The following is an 18,296-nucleotide window of genomic DNA, read 5'->3' on the forward strand; positions in this document are numbered from 1 at the left end:
CCCCAACATCAGAACTTCGCAGAGCGAAAGCTGGACGGCGCATAGACGTGCGACTCGGCAGTGCATTGATAGCCGGGGGAGGCTCGCGCTCAGTCCGAAATGGTAGCAGCCATCAGCCCAACCTATGGCTGCGGTCCGAAGTCTTTCGCCTGAAGCCTGACGTTTGCCGTCCGAGGTCTGTCGTCTGTCTCACCCATTGGTGACAAACATCACCGCGTTACTCTCGACCCGGTGTAACCTTATTGACGTATGCCCATGGCACGTACCGTCACTACTCGTTTGAGTGGATACATCCTGCTGCTTCTTGCGCTTTTTTCGACGATCTTCACGCCTAGTAGCGTTGCTGAGCGCACGACGCTGGATAACTTCTCGAAGTGCCTGGCCGAGAAGAACGCCGTCATGTACGGCGCCTTCTGGTGCGAACACTGCAAGGAACAGAAGGATTTGTTCGGCTCATCATTCCGGTATGTGCGTTATACCGAGTGCGCGGTGAAGGGAGCGCCCAGGCAGCAGACGGACATTTGCAGAAATCTCGCAATCGTACGTTACCCCACTTGGATTTTTGCGGATAACGAGCGGCGTGAGGGACCAGTTTCTTTAAAGGCATTGGCCGACAAAACGGGGTGCAAACTGCCATGAACCGTTTGCGCGCGCTTTCGTGGACAATCTTTTTCTTCGCGGTGGCTGGGATCATTCTTTCTGCGATTTCGCTTGTCAGCCACTACAGTCATTCAACGACTGAATTCTGCAGTATTGACGAGACGTTCAACTGCGACCTCGTGAACCGCAGCATCTATTCCAGCTTCCTGGGCGTGCCAGTGGCCCTGATTGGATTGCTGGGCTACGGATTCATCCTGACACTGGCACGCATCGCTCCGTGGAACAAAGGCATTTCGATCGCGCTATTCGCCAGCGCGCTGGCAGGGCTTGGATTCTCGCTCTACCTGACGTACGTGGAAGCCTACATCTTGGGTGTGTGGTGCATTCTTTGTCTCGGGTCGCTAGGAGTCATCGTCGTCATCACGGTTCTTTCCGGAGCAGCGTTGGCGCGCCTATTATTCGGGCGCACCTCGGACGAGGTCGCAGCCTCCCAGGCGCGGCACTCCGTTCGAAGCTGAGCGAAGGACAGTTCTAAATAGGCCGCGGCCGAAAAGACCGCCCGCCAAGCAATCAGGAGAAAGCCTATGTCAACTCCCTGGTCTCATCGGTTCGCGCAGCGGACGAAAGTCATCAAGAGTTCCGCGATTCGCGAGCTACTCAAGTTCACACAACGTCCCGAGGTCATTTCCTTCGCCGGAGGATTGCCGGCGCCTGAACTGTTCCCTATCGAGGAGTTCAAGCAAGCCTGCAACAAGGTTCTTGCGGACAATGGTCCCGCGGCACTGCAATACGGAGCCACAGAGGGCTACTTGCCTCTGCGCGAAACCATCTCCAGCAACCTTCGTCGTTACGGAATACTGGCGTCGCCAGAAAACGTCCTCATTACTTCCGGCTCACAACAGGCGCTTGACCTCATCGCCAAGCTGCTGATCAATCGCGGCGACCGCTTGCTGGTGGAAGCGCCGACGTACCTCGGCGCGTTGCAGGCATTCAATGTGTTCGGCCCGGATTACGTCACAGTTCCGATCGATCACGACGGCATCCGTACCGAGTGTTTGGAAGAGGCGCTTCGCTCGGGGCCGAAGTTCATGTACCTGCTGCCAAATTTCCAGAACCCCGGCGGCGTCACAATGTCCGTCGAACGCCGGCAGGAACTTGTGTTTCTTTCCAATAAGTACGGCATCCCAATCATTGAAGACGATCCCTACGGCCAATTGCGGTTTGAAGGCGAGCACCTGCCTTCTCTCGTGCTACTGGATCGAGAGAACGTGCGCCGCGACAACGGCTACAATCTCGGCAACGTCATCTACCTCAGCACCTTCTCCAAGACGCTTGCCCCCGGATTGCGGCTCGGGTGGATCGTTGCGCCAGTAGAAGTAATTCAGAAGCTGGTACAGCTGAAGCAAGGCGCGGATCTGCATACCAGTACGTTTATCCAGATCGTCGCCCACGAAGTCGCCAAGGAACGATTCCTGGACGAGCACGTACGCAATATCCGGCAGGTATACCGGGACCGCCGCGACGTTATGCTACAAGCGCTCGAACAGTATTTCCCCAGCGAGGTCACGTGGACGCATCCGCAGGGCGGCCTCTTTTTGTGGATCACTCTGCCGGAGGGAATGGATTGCCAGAAGCTCTTCGAGGCCGCCGTCCGCGAGAATGTCGCGTTCGTACCAGGTGATGCATTCTTCACCGGTGAGGGTGAAGGGCTGCGCAACCTCCGCCTGAACTTCTCCAACGCCCAGCCCGAGCAGATCCGTGAGGGAATTCGACGCCTCTCCGTTGCCGTGAAGAGCCAGATGGATTCGCTGAACCTGGTGCCGGCGCTCGTTTAACGACACTCGTTTAACAATACAACGCTACAAACTGACGGCCACGCTTCAAACCGTGGCCGTCAGTCTGTAAAGCTGCTCCTGCCTGGTCAGTTGGATAGTCGGCATCTCCGCCAACAAAACGAGCGCGCCTGGGAACAGGCGCGCTCGCGGATGAATGCGTTTTGAAGCGCACGCGCTCGCAATTTCTTGGGCGCGCAAAGTGCTTAAACACCCCTCTTATTTGCCGTAAAAAGCTGCGTTCTTCTGAACGAATTCAGCCTTGTCTTCCGGCAGTTCTTCGGCTGCGTAGATGGAGTTCGTAGGGCAGGTGGTAACGCACGCGCCGCAGTCCATGCACTCTTCCGGATTGATGTACATCTGCGTTGCCGCTTCGAATTCCGGCTCGCTCTGCTGCGGGTGGATGCTATCGCTCGGGCACGAATCCACGCAAAGCAGGTCCTTCACGCAAGTGTCGGTAATCACATAAGCCATTTCTCAAATTCTCCGATCCTGAATTTCGTCGCCTACTCTGCGACCCCGGATCCCGTCGGCTCGGCGCCGCGTTCTCTCGCTTAAGAGTAGGGTCTCAGGTGCTCCCGGGCGGTGACCGACATCACTGGCCTGTTGTGACGTAGAACACACGAACGGCGTACATCAGTCCAGGCGGGAAAAAGATGCTCTAATGTTCCTGCGTCGTGCCGCGCTCGCGCAGATTGCAGAGGCTGAGTGCGTCATTCCGTTTCGCCAGGCGAATCCCTTGCCCGTCACACACGAGCGGACAGTGGAAGTAATCGACGGCCGGAAGTCCGAGTGCTCGCGCGAGCAGGATTTGCCTTGCGGTGGAGCGCAACAGATCCGCGCCTCGAACCACTTCCGTGATCTGCATCCCCGCGTCGTCAACCACAACGGCAAGTTGATAGGCGGGAACATCATCGCGTCGCCAGACAAGAAAATCGCCGAAGTCGCGTCCGGCGACCGCCTCCTGCGGCCCCATCGCGAGATCGGTGAAGCGCACCGCTTCGCCATCCGGCACACGGAAGCGCCAGTTCAGGCCGATGGGATCGAGAGCGTCTGATGTTCGATGGCGGCAGGTGCCGGGGTAAACGGGTTCGTCGTCCGCATCTTGCGCGGCCAAAGTACCCTGCCCCTCGTGCGGAGCCTGCGCAGCCTGCGCCAGGTCTTTGCGGGAACAACTACAGGGATAGATGAAACCTCGCTCGCGCAATTCCCGCCATGCGCTCAGGTAGAAGGCGCGCCGCTCGCTCTGCGAGTATGGGGCGAACGGACCACCAACGTCGGGCCCCTCCTGCCACTCGATGCCGAGCCAGCGCAGGTCTTCGAACATTGCTCGCGCGAATTCTGGTCGCGAGCGATAAGGGTCCAGATCCTCGTTGCGAAAAACCAGCACGCCGCGATGAGCACGCGCCCGTTCATGCGCCGTCAAGAAGGTGCGCGCATGGCCAACGTGCAGCAGTCCCGTGGGGGAAGGAGCAAGCCGTCCACGGTACTTCACAGCGTTGATGGATGCTAAGTCACGCAAGCCCTGATTCTACTGAATCGGATGGTCCTAGTGCGTGCTTGTTGCCGCGTAATTCGTTCCGCCGGTTTAGAAGACGTGCTTGATATCTTCGCCCTTGAAAGTGAGCGCAACCAGCTCTTGCTCGCCACCCGCAATGGGCTTCACAAACTGTTCGCTCGCGAGCGCCTTTTCAGGCATCCGCTGCATGTTGCATTCAACACGATACTTGTCCCACTTGCCCACGCGAGTGAAGACCATGATGTGCTTTTGTGCTTCCATCTCGTGCTTGATGCGGTACTCGCCTACCGGCATGACCACGCTACCGGCTCGGACGGCGGAAGCGAACTTCACCTCGCGAGACCACTTCGGATCGTGCATCGGGTCCTGCGCCAGGGCGGAGACACACACCAGCGCTACGAATACCAGCACCGCTGTTAGGAAGGCTTTCCTGCTCATAATCTCATCCTGGACTGACGAGACTGGTCAGCCAAGCAAGAGGGCATACGGAGATGCGGTCGAAGGCATGGGCGGCCAACGACTCCGTATCTGTTGTTGCATCCGGAATCCCACGGCCGCGATGGCGGGTACAGCCGGCAGGAGTTCCGGGAGCGTACGGACTGTCTTGCGCTCTTACTCCCGTGTACGCCTATGCTGTGGCTTGTTGCCGTGAGGTCCGTCACTCGCGCCAGTGATTCGCGTGTGTGGTGGTGGCTGGCTTGAAATCGAACATAAGCTGGTCGGCAGGCTTCCTGGTCAGCAACCGAACATGAATGACGAATACCTCGTCGGCTCATCAACTCAGCTCATCAATGACGTGAGCGCAAACTAGAGAGCGACGGGTTTTACAATTCTGCCCAGTTCCGGCGTTCCAGGAACGTTGGTGGCTCGTAAGTCTGGCCTGCCGCCAATCGCCGGTCTTCCCGTCGTGAAGCCCACAACAACACTGGGCCGAGCAGCATCCGCTTCCAACGCGCAGGTGCCCCAAACTCATGTTCTACCTGCTTCCGAAGTGTCCGGATGCCGTCGCTCACCGTGCGGTTCACATTCCGCAACCGCCGCTCCATCGCCCAGAGCGAAGCATTGTAAGTACCTTTCAGTTGCTCCATCTCCCATGCAAACCGCTGCCGTACCCGCGGGTCGGGATCGTTCTTGTGGCGCTTCCAGCCATTCAGCATGGTCTCGCATATGCGGTACACGCTCGGCCCATTCTTCTCGAAGTCGCGTAGAAAGGCCGAGTCGAGGAAGCGTTTCGACTGCTCACGTGAGATCGCCGAATGCTGGAAGTTGAATTGGAATTGCCCGTGAATGTCTGCCAGGTCCACTCCCTCCAGCATACGGCCCTTCTCTGTCATTTCCGCGTACAGCGGCGTTCCCGGAACGGGCGTATACAGCATGAACTGGTGGAAGTCCGTGCGATGCTCGATCGCGAACTCAATCTCTTCGGCGATGTTTTCCGGCGTGTGATGTTCCAGCCCCACGATGGTTGAGCCGAGCAGCTTGATGCCATTCTCGCGCAACTCGCGCGTCAGCTTCAGCGTGTCCGCGTTCTGCAATTTGGCGTAGCTCGACCGCGGCGACTCCAGCCCCAGCCATATCCAGGAAATACCGAGTTCCACCAGCTCCTGCATCGTGTATTTGCGGATCGCATTCACCGATGAAAACACGTAGAGAGCCCAGCTCTTGCCCGCCTCTTTCATCAGTTCCAGTAGACGCATCGCGCGCGGACGGTTGAGCAGAAAGTTCTCGTCCATCACGAAGAACGATCGCACGTGCTGCGTCCGCTCCATTTCGCTCATGACGTGGAACAACTCATCACCGGTTTCGAAGAAGTGAACCGCCTTGCCCTTGCCGCCGAAGAAAGACGACGTGGTACAAAAATTGCACCCCAGCGGACAGCCGACCGACGGAATGATCGTTGCTGCCGTCGTCTTCGGATCCTCCGGTACGCGAATCCCCATTACGCGCATGTGAAACGCCGAGATCAACGCCGGATGCTCGATCGGCGCGCTCTCGTCGTCGCCGAGATAGCGCCGCATCCATCCAATGCCTTCGCCGCGCACGATGTGATCGGCGTCGATGATGTGCTCCAGTCCGGGGACGGCGGCAACGTGTCCGCCAATGACGATCACGGACTTCGGCGACAGCCTGCGCACGCGACGGCACATTTCCCGAACCTTACCTACGTTCGCGATAATCGACGAGATACCGACAACGTCGTACTCGTGTGCCTTCAGTTCCGCCTCGAAGCGCTCCAGCGTGGGGAAATCCAGCACCGCGCAAGGCGCCGAGATATTTCGCTGAATCATCATGATGCCCCACGACCGATGAAACATGCGCAGCGAGAAGCTGCCTTGCGCTCGCGTCACCTGGTTGTGGTACAGCTCCATCGGATTGATAGAGCGGCTGCCGAATTCGTCGTCCTGAGCGTAGGGACCAAAGACCGAAGTGAGCAGGACTCTGGCACGAATCCCTTTGGGATGAGGAGCTACAGAAGATAATTCAGATCGTGGCAGCATAACGGCCAATGCTAGTCACTGTGTACGCGCACATTCGGTGACATGACAAAAGTATTACATTGCCGATTCACGTTTCCGATCCCCGCGACATTTCCGATTCCTACACCTGTAGCCCGATGGATCGCATCAACTCCAGCCCATTGCTCTTCGCCACAACGCCGTCGCGCAGCCTGTAATCGAAGTGCATCTTGCCATTCTCGAGGTAATCCTGGAAATGAACGTTGACCATGTGCCTGTCGATGTCTTCCGGCACTTCCGTCAGCGCCAGGTCATGCGTGGTTACGAGACCAATCGCGCCGAAACGCACGAGCTCCCGAATGAGCGCCTCTCCCCCGATGCGCCGGTCTCGGGAGTTCGTCCCCTGCAGGAGCTCATCAACGAGAAACAGCAAGGGCAGACCACCGGCGGCTGCGTCCACGATTTGGCGAAGGCGGGTAATTTCGGCATAGAAACGTGAACTGTGTTCCTGCAAAGAATCGTTGACGCGAATGCTCGCCCCAACTTGCAGCGCCGTAAGTTTCAGTTTGCAGGCACGAACCGGGGCGCCCGCCATCGCGAGCACAGTGTTCACTCCCACGGAGCGAAGCAGCGTGCTTTTCCCAGACATGTTGGAACCGCTGACCAGCAATACCTTTGTCTCAGCACACAGCCGCACGGTGTTGGCGACGCAATTTTTCGCCGGGATTAGAGGATGTCCCAGGTCCTCACCATCGAAGCACGCCGCGCCGTCGAGAAACTCCGGAAATGTGTCCGCAGGATGCTCGTAGCTATAGGCAGCCAGCGACAGCAACGCTTCCATCTCGCCCACGGCGCTCACCCACCGCCGCACTGCGCCGCCGTGCCTGCTGCGCCAGGTCTCCACCGCGTACGCCACCTGTACGGTGTACATGAGCGGAAGGTCGATAAGACGTATGAACAGGTTGTGTCGCGACTCCACGCGATCGACCAACGTCCTCAGCCGCGCAATCGCAGTAGATGCTTGCTTGCCCTCGGACAGCAACTCGCCTGCAAGCGTGCGGAGGTGCGGTGAATCGAAGTTCTCCCGCTCCAGACGAGCCAGCACATCGGCAAGCAGCGACAGGTCTTCGAAAGCGTGCTCTGCCCGGTGCGTGACGCTCTCCATAGACTTTCGCAGACGGAATACCAGTACGCCCTCAATCAGCAGCACCAGCACGAATGGGGTCACCAGTCCGTAAATCGCCCACACGGCTACGGCCGCCACCGCAAATATAGCCAGCATCTTCGCAACAGCGCGCGGCCACACCGCCGTGAGCACTCGCGGCCCTTCCGCCCACTCGATTAGCGCTTCCGGATGCACGCCGACAGCGACGTTCTCACCCAGCACCGCCAGATCTTCGCGCAGATCCAATTTATCCCGCAACTCGGAGATGGCCGCTTCTCGCGCACGCACAATGCTGAGGGGAGCCGGGCTCAGCAACCAGTTCGCTAGCGTGCCTTCGCCCATGCGCGTACGCGCCATGGACAGCAACTCAAACAGACTGCCCTTCCCGAACACGTCCAGATCAGCAGCATAGATATGATGAGGATCGTTGAAGCGTTCGCCGGTCTGCCCGGTGCCCGCCCATCGATCTTCGATTCTCGCCAGGCCGCGGTCATAAACCGCCACCGCGCTTAGAGCGAACTGGTGCGCCCGCAAGACTCTTGAATGGATATAGGCGAGTGCGACAAAGAGGAAGAATGGCAACAGCACCCACCAGAGCGAGACCCGGTGCGAGCCGAATGCCTGCCAGATCACGGCAACTCCCGCTATGGCCAGCAGCAGGCGAACATTGCCGATTCCGATGTGCAGGCGTTCGTGGTATTCAGCACGTTTCGATCGCGCCTTCCGGCGCTGCTCGTACTCTTGCGATGGCGACACGGCTTACGAATGTACCAGAGCGCAGCATCCTTTGCAGCCGCGCAAAGCTCGCTGGGCTACTTCACGAAACGAGGCTCTTGTCCGTGGTCCCACGGCCTGTACTCGAGAGAGAAGCGCACGCGACTTGCCACCGTTGGATGATCGTAAACCAGAACACGAGCAGCGGATTGGGATTCGGAATCGTCAGGCCGTTCTCGCCCATTTTCTGAAACGCTTGCGCAGAGGCTTGCGACGAATCCGGCACAAGGCCGTGCGTCACTTCGAGCCCATAGATATCCGCCTGGTGCTCCAAATGCCGTGAGAAGGCGCTGGCAGCTGGCTGCCCCAACAACGACAAAATGGTGAATACCAGGATGAACACAGGTAACGAAGCCCAGTCTCCCACGTCACGAATCTGCCACTGTCTCCCCCAGCGCGTCAGCACCCAGTTCACCAGCCAATAGCTCATCCACAACCCGATCAACGTAGCCATGGCCGCGAACGCCAGCCCTTGCCAGATGTGATGCATGACGTAGTGGCCCGTCTCGTGTCCGAACACAGACAGTGTCTGCGGAACCGTGAGGTCGCGCGCGGTTGTGTCCCATACGACAACACGCTTGCTCACGCCCACTCCGCTAACGTACGCGTTATACGTTGTCACCTTTTCACTCGCCTTCATCTCGAAAATCCGCTCAGGGGGAATCGTGAGCCCACCGCGCCGCACAACCTTTTCTATTTCGGCCACCAACTGCGGCTGTCGCACCGACAGAGGTTCGAAGCGGTCGAACATCGGCTCAATCACGAGCGGGGACAAGAAAACCAACACCACCATCACCGGCAGCGATGCCATCCATGTGTAGAGCCACCAGCGCCGAGGACTCCGCCGGATAAGCACGTATCCACCCCACGCCGTCAGCGTCAGGACAAAGATCATGAGCAGTTCACCCTTTGTCCAGTCCCACAGCCACGAACCCCAGTTTTGGACAGAGAGTCCGTAGGCAACCGAGAGATAGTGCCTGTGCGCAGCAAGCGGCAGCATGAGAACGTCAAAGGTGAGCAACAGGAGCGGACAGAAGACAAGCGCCTGCAGGATTCGGCGATGACTGATTGCTTCCGCCCACGCCCGGCAGCGCGCGCCGACCCGCAACTGAATGAGTGCCGCCAGCACGATTATCGTAAAGATGATGCCGCCCACCAGGTGAGCCACTCTGATGCGGTACAGCGCTTTCGCCTTTTGCAGTTGATCAGGAGCGAGGCGGTATTCGGTCATCTGCTGATTGTCGGTGTCAGGTGGCGTTTGCGGCTGCGCAAGCGCAGTTGCGGACAGAAGCGAGAATGAGAATAGAAATACGGCTACACGACTCAGCCAATATCTTCGCAACCACGATTGCTTCATTCCAGTTCTCACCACAAGAACTCGCCGATTCCGGCGATTCGCAAGTACTGTACGCCACCTGTGCCGCTCTTGTTTCGCAAACTCATCGTGTACAGACGACGCTTTCGAGCAACGCTGTGTGATATGCGTCACAGCCAGTGCAGAGCCTCAATGCGAAAGTGGATGGCGTCGAACGCGGGCTTTTTTACAAGGTTTATATGCGGAGTTCGCTCTCGGCGTTTCATTCTTTTTTAGGGGACAAGCTTTCATGGCTGTATTTGAGTGGCAAGACCTTCAGATGGAAGTGGACGAAGATGGCTTCATACAGCAACCGAAGCTTTGGGACGAGCGCGTAGCGTTGGCGCTTGCCAGCACCGATGGACTCGTCACACTGACCGACTCGCACTGGAAGGTCATCAATTACATTCGCACCTACTACGCAGAGTTCGATATTGCGCCAATGATCCGCAAGATGTGCAAGGAAACCGGTTTCTCGCTACGGGAGATCTACGACCTGTTTCCGTCCGGCCCTGCAAAAGGCGCATGCAAAGTCGCGGGACTGCCTAAACCAACCGGTTGCGTGTAATAACGGTTGCGAATAAGAACGTTGCGTATAAACACAATGTCACTCGTCATTTTCGTCTACGCCACATTTGCGCTCTTTTTCGCCGGGAATGCGTTGCGGATCATCAGGATGCTGCGCATGCCCACACACCTGCGATGGGAACTCTATCCCATCCCTCACGGCTCGCGCAGACAGCAAAGCTATGGCGGGTCGTATTTCGAGGAGAGCGACTGGTGGACTAAGCCCGCGGAAAGCAGCCACGGCAGTGAACTCCTTTACATGCTCGAGGAAGCTCTGCTGCTGAAGGGCGTCTGGAAGCATCATCGAGTTCTATGGCCATGCTCGTGGCTTTTGCATGTGGGACTTTATTCGCTGCTCTTATCCGTAGGTCTCGCCGCCACCGCTGCCGTCGCCATCCGCACAATGTCTAACTACGCCACTCTTGTCCAGCTTGTTCATGCACTTTCGTGGCTTGCGTTCTCGGCGGGACTGGCGGGCGCGCTCGGGCTGATCGCCCTTCGTTTTTTCAGTTCCCGCCTGCGGCCGTATACTTCACGCGGAACTTTCCTGAACCTTGCAGTTATCGCCGCAATCTTCGGCACGGGGCTGGCGTCCATCATTCTTGACCCAGCGTCGCTGAACAGCATGATCGCGCTCGCAGGAGCCTGTCTCTTCCTCAACCCGGCTCCTCAGATTGCCGCAATTTCGGTTGTGCACGTGGTGTGCGTCGCCGCGTTCCTGGCCTACTTCCCGTTCACGCATATGACGCACATGTATATGAAGTATTTCACCTATCACGATGTGCGCTGGGACGATGCGCCATCCGCCTCGAACCCGCGAATTGCCGAGAGCATGGCGCGCAACTTGGCCCAGCCCGTATCCTGGTCCGCGCCCCACATTGCAGGCAACAAGACCAGCGGCAGTAGCAGAAGCAGGAACTGGATGGACGTGGCTTCCGCGCAAGGGGGCGATTCTGACCGCAACGCTTAAACCCGAACTACTTCGCCCGGAAGATATCTCTCGGCCTTCAGCAGCGCTCTCGCCGCTGCAGCGTGCTGAACTTCTTCCCTTGCCCGCGCCATACGACCGCGATGACGCGCAGCCTGCTTACAAAAAGCTCGACGCACTCACGCAGATCGATACCTCGCTCGATGGCTTTGCCGCAGTGGGCGTTCAGCGCCCGAGCACCCCGGATGAAGAACACGAATTCACGAGGCGCTTCATCGCAGGCCTTCGTAAACTGTTGAGCAAAGCGGATAACTGGGGTTTCCTCGAACAACTTACGCTATCGCTTGAGCATTGCACTCGATGTCAAAGCTGCGTGGAAGCCTGTCCTGTGTACACCGCCAGTGGCCGCAACGACCTGTACCGCCCCACCTACCGAAGTGAAATCCTCCGTCGCCTCATCAATCGTTATGTCCGTCCGGGCGGTAAATGGATCAGCTCGCTGAAGGGCGAAGACATCGAGTTGAACGCCACGACGATGTGCCGCCTTGTGGAGCTTTCCTACCGCTGCACGCTTTGCCGTCGCTGTGCGCAGGCATGTCCGATCGGCGTTGACAACGCGCTCATGACACGCGAGATACGCAAGCTCTTCAGCATGGAACTAGGCATCGCGCCCAAGGAAATCCACGACAAGGGGTCCATGTTGCAGTTGCGAACAGGGTCTTCAACGGGCATGAATCCTTCCGCCGTAAAGGATAACGTCGAATTTCTCGACGACGAAATATACGATCTGACCGGAAAAAAGATTCAGACACCGTGGGACAAGCAGGGCGCAGACGTTCTCCTGATACACAATGCTGGCGAGATTCTCGCCTGGCCAGAGAATGTGATGGCCTTTGCCGTGATACTCGAAGCCGCCGGAATCAGTTGGACGCTTTCCAGCGATCTTGGGGGATACGACAACGTTAATTACGGCCTTTGGTACGACGATGCACAATTCGCCCGCGTTGCGCTGCGTCAAGCGGAAGCAGCCAGGAAGCTCGGAGTCAAGAAGATCGTCTTAGGCGAATGTGGCCACGGCCACAAAGCCTCCATGGTCATAGCAGATCGAATTCTCACGGGCGACCTCAACATCCCTCGCGAAAGCTCGCTCGTACTGCTGCGCGACATCGTGCAGAGCGGCCGCCTGAAACTTGACCCTTCGCGCAACAATTTCCCCGTAACGCTTCACGACCCCTGCAACATGGTTCGCATGATGGGCATTGTGCAACCGCAGCGCGATATCCTGAAAGCCATCTGCCCGCAGTTCCGCGAAATGACTCCGCATGGCGTGGAGAACTACTGTTGCGGCGGCGGATCCGGCTTTGCCATCATGTCTCCCCATAACTTCCAGGACTGGCGCCTTTCCGTTGGCGGAAGAATGAAGCTCAAGCAGGTGCTCGACGCCTTTGCCGACCAACCCGGTCCAGAGGTAAAGAAATACGTCTGCGCACCGTGCTCGAACTGCAAAGGTCAGTTCCGCGATCTTTTCGGGTACTACGGGGTGTGGGAGAAATCTTCGATCCTGTACGGCGGCATTGTTGAGCTGATCGCCAATGCCATGACAGATTTGAAGCAGCCGTTTATTCAATGGGAGTTTCACTAGATGTAGGAGTTCGCCTCTCTCTTTGTTGCGGGGCGCGCTGTATCGAAGAGCAGTTTTTTTCTGGGAGCGGAACATGGAAAACGGACTTATTTACTTTGATAATGCAGCAACCGCCTGGCCCAAGCCGGAGAATGTTTACGATTTCATGATCGACTTCTACCGCAAGACCGGCGTCAACCCCGGCCGCAGCGGGTTCGATCTCGCCATAGAAGCCGGCTCACTTCTCGATCGCCTGCGTAAACGCATGACCAAGTTCTTTGGCGGCGATGAGGATGAACCCGAACGCTTCTGCTTTGGCTACAATGCCACGGACGCTCTGAACCTCGTCATCCCCGGCCTGCTCTCCGAGGGCGACCACGTCATCACGACCAACCTCGAGCACAACTCCGTGTTGCGCCCCATCAACGAACTTGTCCGCGACCATCATGTTGAGGCCACTTTCATCCCGTTCGACAGCGCCGGTTTTGTCAATCCCGACGATATCGCGCGAGCCATCCGACCCAACACGAAGCTCGTCATCGTGAACCACGGCTCGAACGTCATCGGCACCGTGCAACCAGTCGCCGAGATTGGCCGCATCTGCCACGAGCGTGGAGTGACGTTCGCAATCGACTCCGCGCAAACGGCAGGCGCCGTTCCGATCAACATGAAGGAGATGAACATCGATGTGCTCACCTTCACCGGGCACAAGGCGCTCATGGGCTGCACCGGGATTGGCGGCCTGTGTGTACGCAAACACGTAGAGTTGCGCCGCGTGCGTAGCGGCGGCACTGGCGTGCGCTCTGCGTATCCGTACCATCTCGACGAGTATCCATGGCGTATGGAATATGGCACGCCCAACATGGTCGGCGTCGCAGCACTGTGGGCCGGACAGGATTGGATCGACCAGCACGGAGTAGAAAACGTCCATGCCCGCCAGATGAAGCTCGCCCAGAAACTTGTAGACGGACTACGCCAGGTTGACCGTGTGCGCCTCTACTGCTGCGACAGTCTTCAGAACCATCTCTCCACCATCTCCATGAACATCGAAGGCGTGGAGGCTGGCGATGTCGGCGTCATGCTCGATGTCGATCACAACATCGCAACCCGCACCGGCCTACACTGCGCTCCACTCGTGCACCAGCAACTGGGAACCATCGACTTGCACGGATCGGTTCGCTTTTCCATAGGCGCGTTCAATACCGAGAGTGAGGTCGATAAAGCGATCCAAGCGGTCGGCGCAATTTCGCGCTGGAGCTCTGAGCGCAAAATCAGCAAGACTGTGACTCCGGTTAGCCATTAAACCTTCCAAATGAAAAAGGGCCGAGCGACGCTCTCAACGTCGTCGGCCTTTTTTTAACCAGAATATTTGCTATTCAGGAATGGTCTGTGTTCCCTGCACACCCCCGCCCGACACTAGCCGAATAGGCACCGACATTTTTATCGGCAGAAACTCTTCTATGGCAGCCGTCCCCCTTGCCGCCGCATCCGAAACGACACAGTTCTAAGGTATGCACCGGCTGACCCCACTGGTTCGCCGGCCTTTGTACCCGTCAGCACACGACGGGTTCCCAAATATGCGGAGAGCCACATGCGTGGTTATTCCCGAAGAGGAGAACCTGTGAAAACAAAGTATTTACTCCTTGCGACATTTCTCATACTGGCCATCACAATCATGATGGCCCAGACAAGCGGGTCCAGCGGCGGATACGGACAGACCGGCTCCAGCAGCGGACAGACCGGCTCCAGCACCGGCAGCGACCAAACGGGTTCCAGCACCGGTTCCACGGGCTCGATGAGCGGCCAAACTGGCTCCGGCACTACCGGGGGGACTTCAGGTACCACGGGCGGCAGCACCTCGGGGCAGACGGGTAGTTCCGGCAGCATGGGCACCGGAAGTTCCGGCACATCGGGAAGCTCTGGAAGCATCGGCAGCGGCAACACCGGCAGCTCAGGCACAACGGGCAGTAGCACCGATACAACTGGAGCGGGCAGCACGAGTGGAAGTTCCACCTCCGGCAACACCTCGGGGAGTGCTGATACGTCAGGTAGCACCAGCAGCGGCGGCACCTCCGGCGGTGGCGGCACCTCGGGCGGCGGAACCAGCAAGGGCGGCGGAGCCATAGCTGTCGTCACTCTCGCTGCGATGGGCGCGGCTTCCGGCCTCATTCGCCGGTACCGCCGGTAAGCAACTCCGTGTCCGCAACACCTATCTCGATTACGACTCAGCCGGCGGGAGCCTCCCGCCGGCTAATGTCGCGTCAACTAAAGGTTCGTCTCTGCCTCACGGCCTTGGCTGTTGCTGTCTGTTACTTATTTGATTGGCGGCAGCTCCGCTTCATTACATCGGAGTTGAACCTGCGCCTTGACTTGCTTGCAGGCATTCACCTTCAGCGGAGCACCTACGACACCGTGCTCTGGCGCGGCGAGATCTACAGGTATGGCGTCGCGTGTACCTTTGCCGATGTCTGGTGCGGAGCCGTTCCCCTCCTGTGGAGTCTCCGGCGCAGCATCATTCGAAACCTTCTCTACATCCTCGTGTTCGGGCTAGCACTGCTCTTCTTCAATGTCGCGCGCCTGTCATTCTCCGACCTGCTGTTCGCCTTCGGAATCCCATGGGACTTGGCGCACAACGTCGTCTCCGGAGTTTGCTACTTCGTTATCTGGACCTGGATCTGGCGCCATCGCGACTGGACGTGACCGCGGAATTACGCAGAGAAGACGGCGGGACTAGAAAGAGAGAAAGTCATCCTAAAGGAAGTGAAGGATCTGCTTCGGTGCCGCTGCCGAAAACAAAGAAGACCCTTCGAACTGCACCACGTCTCAGGCGCGGTGCCCGGCGACTTTCAGCGCCTCACCGAAGCGCTGCAGAAACGATTGGACATGCGCTTCCGTCGCCAGTGGTCCCATCACGCCCACGCGAAACACTTTTCCCGCGAGCGGACCGAAGCCGCCAGCGATCTCGATGCCGTGCTCGCGCATGAGCGTTGCGCGAACGTTCACATCATCCACGCCAGCCGGCACACGAGGAGTGTTCAGGTTCCATATGCGATGCCCTTCCGGTGCGTGCATCTTTAGGCCCAACTTTTCAACGCCCGTCACGAACTCATTGTGGCACCGGTGATGCCGCTCGCAGCGGTTCTCCACACCCTCTTCTTCAATCAGCGACAATGCCTCGTGCAGGGCATAAAACATGGAAATCGGGGCCGTGTGGTGATAACGATGCGACGTGATCAAGTAATCCGTAATGAGTTTGAGATCGAAGTACCAGCTCTGATTTGCCGTTTTGCGCAAATTCAGTCTTTCCGCCGCGAGCGTAGATATCGTGATCGGAGACAGTCCTGGAGGGCAGCTTAGGCCTTTTTGCGAGCAGCTATACGCGACATCGATTCCGGTTTCGTCAACCTGCACAGGCATCGCACCCAGCGACGTCACGCAATCGGCAATGACCAGCGCGTTCACCTCGTGTGCCGCAGCGCAGATTGCCTTGCCTTGCTGGAGTGCGCCGGTCGAAGTCTCTGCGTGTACGTACATCACGACCTGCGGACGCTCGCGGCGGATGAACTCTGCCGCTTCTTCATCGCCAAAGACCTCGCCCCAGGGCTTCTCGAAACGCACGACCTCGCCGCCATGGCGCTTTGCCATTTCTGTCATGCGATCGCAAAAGAATCCGTTTGCGAATACGCCGACTTTTGTTCCGCGCTCCACAAAGTTCGAGATCGCGGCCTCCATGCCGCCGCTGCCAGTCGCGGAAATGACGAATGTCAGTTCATTTTTGGTTCCGAACACTGTTTTCAGCATTCGTTGAATTTCTGCGCTCACCTCAAAGAAATATGGATCGAGGTGTCCAACGATCGGCTTCGCCATGGCTTCATAGACACGAGAGTGTACCTGCGTCGGGCCCGGCCCAAAGAGCAATCGTTGCGGTGGGTGGATGGAAAGCACATCTGCACCTGACGTTCTGTTTCCAACAGTGCTCATCGAGGTCTCCAATCGCTGCTGTTCTGACATCACGAGTATAGACAGCCTTGCCTCAACGTGCACGGGGACAGATTCCTTCACCAATGGGTGTAAACTGTCGCAATTCGCAGAGCAGTGCATCAATGCCTGTCACGATAGCGGAGTGAACTGCGCTTGCCTCCGGAGAAAGCAACCATGTCGGTTTCACAAACCCTGCCCACCAGCAATCTTCAGCGCCACATCGAATGGATTCGCGAACAGTTTCCTGCTCTGTTGCTCGAAGTTGGCGGTCGTTCCGCCACTTATTTTGACGGTCCGGGCGGCACCCAGGTTCCACGCCGGGTCATAGACGCCATCGCCGACTATCTCACTCGCTCGAACTGCAACGTACACGGCGGGTTCGAGACGAGTCGTCGCACCGACTTCACCATAGCCAGCGCGCGTTCCGCCATGGCAGACATGCTGGGTTGCGAAGCGGAAGAGATCGTCTTCGGCCCGAACATGACAACTCTCACCTTCGCCATCAGCCGCGCTATCGGGCGAGAACTCGGTCCTGGAGATGAGATCGTTGTCACCACGCTCGACCACGACGCGAACGTAGCCCCATGGCGCGCTCTCGCAGAGCGCGGATGCGTTATCCGCCAGGCCACGGTCAATGTCGCAGATTGCACTCTGGACCTGGACGATCTCCGCTCGAAAATCACTCCGAAGACGAAGTTGCTCGCCATCGGCTATGCGTCAAATGCCGTTGGCACGATCAATCCTGTCTCCGAGATTGTCAGGATGGCGCACCAGGCCGGCGCGGTAGTTTATGTCGATGCCGTACATTACGCTCCTCACGGCGTCATCGACGTCAAAGCACTCGACTGCGACTTTCTTGCCTGCTCGGTTTACAAATTCTACGGACCACACGCCGGGGTGCTCTACGGAAAGCGGGCGCACTTCGAGCATTTTTCGCCATACAAGGTGCGCCCGTCGTCGAATCACTCTCCCGAGCGTTGGGAGACCGGCACTCTTAACCACGAAGCTCTCGCCGGAGTGAGCGCCGCCATCGCGTACCTTGCAGAGCTTGGCGGCCGCATCGATATATCCGCACAAACCCGCCGCGATGCGCTTATAGCGGCAATGACCGCCATTCGCGAACACGAGCGCTGCCTCGCCGAGCGCATGCTTCGCGGCTTGCTTCAAGTCCCTGGGCTTACGGTCTATGGCATCCAGGACTTCGCCCGCTTCGACCACCGCACCCCGACGTTTGCAGTGCGCGTCAACGGCCACCCTCCAAAGGAGCTGTCGGAAAAACTCGGCGAGCGCGGAATTTTCACCTGGGAAGGTAACTACTACGCCGTCAATTTGACTGAGCGCCTGGAACTAGAAGACAAAGGTGGGATGCTGCGCATCGGACTCGCGCATTACAACACAGAGCAGGAAGTTGACCGCTTCCTCTCCGAACTCAACCGAATCGTGGAATAGAGCCTTGCGCTCCACAACAACACAGGCGGCCGTCTCCGGCCGCCTGTTCC

General features: G+C 58.1%; 17 protein-coding genes. 10 read left to right on the forward strand and 7 right to left on the reverse strand.

The window, feature by feature from the left end:
• Positions 1 to 255 precede the first annotated feature (255 nt).
• The 3 genes from VN622_01035 to VN622_01045 all read left to right on the forward strand — a co-directional run bounded on the left by VN622_01035 (position 256) and on the right by VN622_01045 (position 2,435).
• Entirely contained in the window at positions 256 to 639 is a 384-nt protein-coding gene (locus VN622_01035; GenBank protein ID HWR34437.1) for a hypothetical protein, read from the forward strand.
• Positions 636 to 1,118 carry a vitamin K epoxide reductase family protein gene (locus tag VN622_01040; GenBank protein ID HWR34438.1) on the forward strand — a complete coding sequence of 161 codons (483 nt, stop codon included), beginning with the start codon at positions 636 to 638 and terminating at the stop codon, positions 1,116 to 1,118. The genes VN622_01035 and VN622_01040 overlap by 4 nt, the downstream gene beginning before the upstream one ends.
• A 66-nt stretch (positions 1,119 to 1,184) precedes the next feature.
• Complete coding sequence (locus tag VN622_01045) at positions 1,185 to 2,435, forward strand: PLP-dependent aminotransferase family protein (GenBank protein ID HWR34439.1); 1,251 nt, start codon at positions 1,185 to 1,187, stop codon at positions 2,433 to 2,435.
• A gap of 216 nt (positions 2,436 to 2,651) precedes the next feature.
• Here VN622_01045 and VN622_01050 read toward each other — a convergent pair whose 3' ends face one another.
• The 6 genes from VN622_01050 to VN622_01075 form a co-directional block, all read right to left on the reverse strand.
• Positions 2,652 to 2,906, reverse strand: coding sequence for a ferredoxin family protein (locus VN622_01050; GenBank protein ID HWR34440.1), 255 nt, complete (start codon positions 2,904 to 2,906; stop codon positions 2,652 to 2,654).
• A 187-nt stretch (positions 2,907 to 3,093) separates the two neighbouring features.
• A complete protein-coding gene (locus VN622_01055) occupies positions 3,094 to 3,954 on the reverse strand; it encodes a glutamate--tRNA ligase family protein (protein ID HWR34441.1) in 861 nt (286 codons plus the stop codon).
• Positions 3,955 to 4,020: 66 nt separating this feature from the next.
• On the reverse strand, positions 4,021 to 4,389 hold the full coding sequence (locus tag VN622_01060; GenBank protein HWR34442.1) for a hypothetical protein: 369 nt from the start codon (positions 4,387 to 4,389) through the stop codon (positions 4,021 to 4,023).
• A gap of 386 nt (positions 4,390 to 4,775) precedes the next feature.
• Positions 4,776 to 6,449 carry a radical SAM protein gene (locus VN622_01065; protein HWR34443.1) on the reverse strand — a complete coding sequence of 558 codons (1,674 nt, stop codon included), beginning with the start codon at positions 6,447 to 6,449 and terminating at the stop codon, positions 4,776 to 4,778.
• Between the two features lie 100 nt (positions 6,450 to 6,549).
• Positions 6,550 to 8,328: a mismatch repair protein gene (locus tag VN622_01070; GenBank protein ID HWR34444.1), complete on the reverse strand. Its 1,779-nt coding sequence runs from the start codon at positions 8,326 to 8,328 to the stop codon at positions 6,550 to 6,552.
• 61 nt (positions 8,329 to 8,389) lie between these two features.
• A complete protein-coding gene (locus tag VN622_01075) occupies positions 8,390 to 9,703 on the reverse strand; it encodes a M48 family metallopeptidase (GenBank protein HWR34445.1) in 1,314 nt (437 codons plus the stop codon).
• Between the two features lie 247 nt (positions 9,704 to 9,950).
• Here VN622_01075 and VN622_01080 point away from each other — a divergent pair, with 247 nt between their 5' ends.
• The 6 genes from VN622_01080 to VN622_01105 all read left to right on the forward strand — a co-directional run bounded on the left by VN622_01080 (position 9,951) and on the right by VN622_01105 (position 15,516).
• Positions 9,951 to 10,268, forward strand: coding sequence for a TusE/DsrC/DsvC family sulfur relay protein (locus VN622_01080; GenBank protein HWR34446.1), 318 nt, complete (start codon positions 9,951 to 9,953; stop codon positions 10,266 to 10,268).
• 36 nt (positions 10,269 to 10,304) lie between these two features.
• Positions 10,305 to 11,237, forward strand: a complete 933-nt coding sequence (locus VN622_01085) for a respiratory nitrate reductase subunit gamma (GenBank protein HWR34447.1) — start codon at positions 10,305 to 10,307, stop codon at positions 11,235 to 11,237.
• On the forward strand, positions 11,221 to 12,837 hold the full coding sequence (locus VN622_01090; protein ID HWR34448.1) for a (Fe-S)-binding protein: 1,617 nt from the start codon (positions 11,221 to 11,223) through the stop codon (positions 12,835 to 12,837). Before VN622_01085 ends, VN622_01090 begins: the two co-directional genes overlap by 17 nt.
• Positions 12,838 to 12,910: 73 nt before the next feature.
• Positions 12,911 to 14,119, forward strand: coding sequence for an aminotransferase class V-fold PLP-dependent enzyme (locus tag VN622_01095; protein HWR34449.1), 1,209 nt, complete (start codon positions 12,911 to 12,913; stop codon positions 14,117 to 14,119).
• Between the two features lie 318 nt (positions 14,120 to 14,437).
• The gene (locus VN622_01100) at positions 14,438 to 15,004 is read left to right on the forward strand and encodes a hypothetical protein (protein HWR34450.1); all 567 of its coding nucleotides are present in this window, start codon (positions 14,438 to 14,440) and stop codon (positions 15,002 to 15,004) included.
• Between the two features lie 65 nt (positions 15,005 to 15,069).
• Positions 15,070 to 15,516, forward strand: a complete 447-nt coding sequence (locus VN622_01105; GenBank protein HWR34451.1) for a hypothetical protein — start codon at positions 15,070 to 15,072, stop codon at positions 15,514 to 15,516.
• 123 nt (positions 15,517 to 15,639) lie between these two features.
• Here VN622_01105 and VN622_01110 read toward each other — a convergent pair whose 3' ends face one another.
• Entirely contained in the window at positions 15,640 to 16,797 is a 1,158-nt protein-coding gene (locus VN622_01110) for an alanine--glyoxylate aminotransferase family protein (GenBank protein HWR34452.1), read from the reverse strand.
• 174 nt (positions 16,798 to 16,971) lie between these two features.
• Here VN622_01110 and VN622_01115 point away from each other — a divergent pair, with 174 nt between their 5' ends.
• On the forward strand, positions 16,972 to 18,246 hold the full coding sequence (locus VN622_01115) for a cysteine desulfurase-like protein (GenBank protein HWR34453.1): 1,275 nt from the start codon (positions 16,972 to 16,974) through the stop codon (positions 18,244 to 18,246).
• Positions 18,247 to 18,296: the final 50 nt, after the last annotated feature.

The sequence above is a fragment of the Clostridia bacterium genome (assembly GCA_035561135.1).
Taxonomy (GTDB): Bacteria; Acidobacteriota; Terriglobia; order Terriglobales; family Acidobacteriaceae; genus DATMYA01.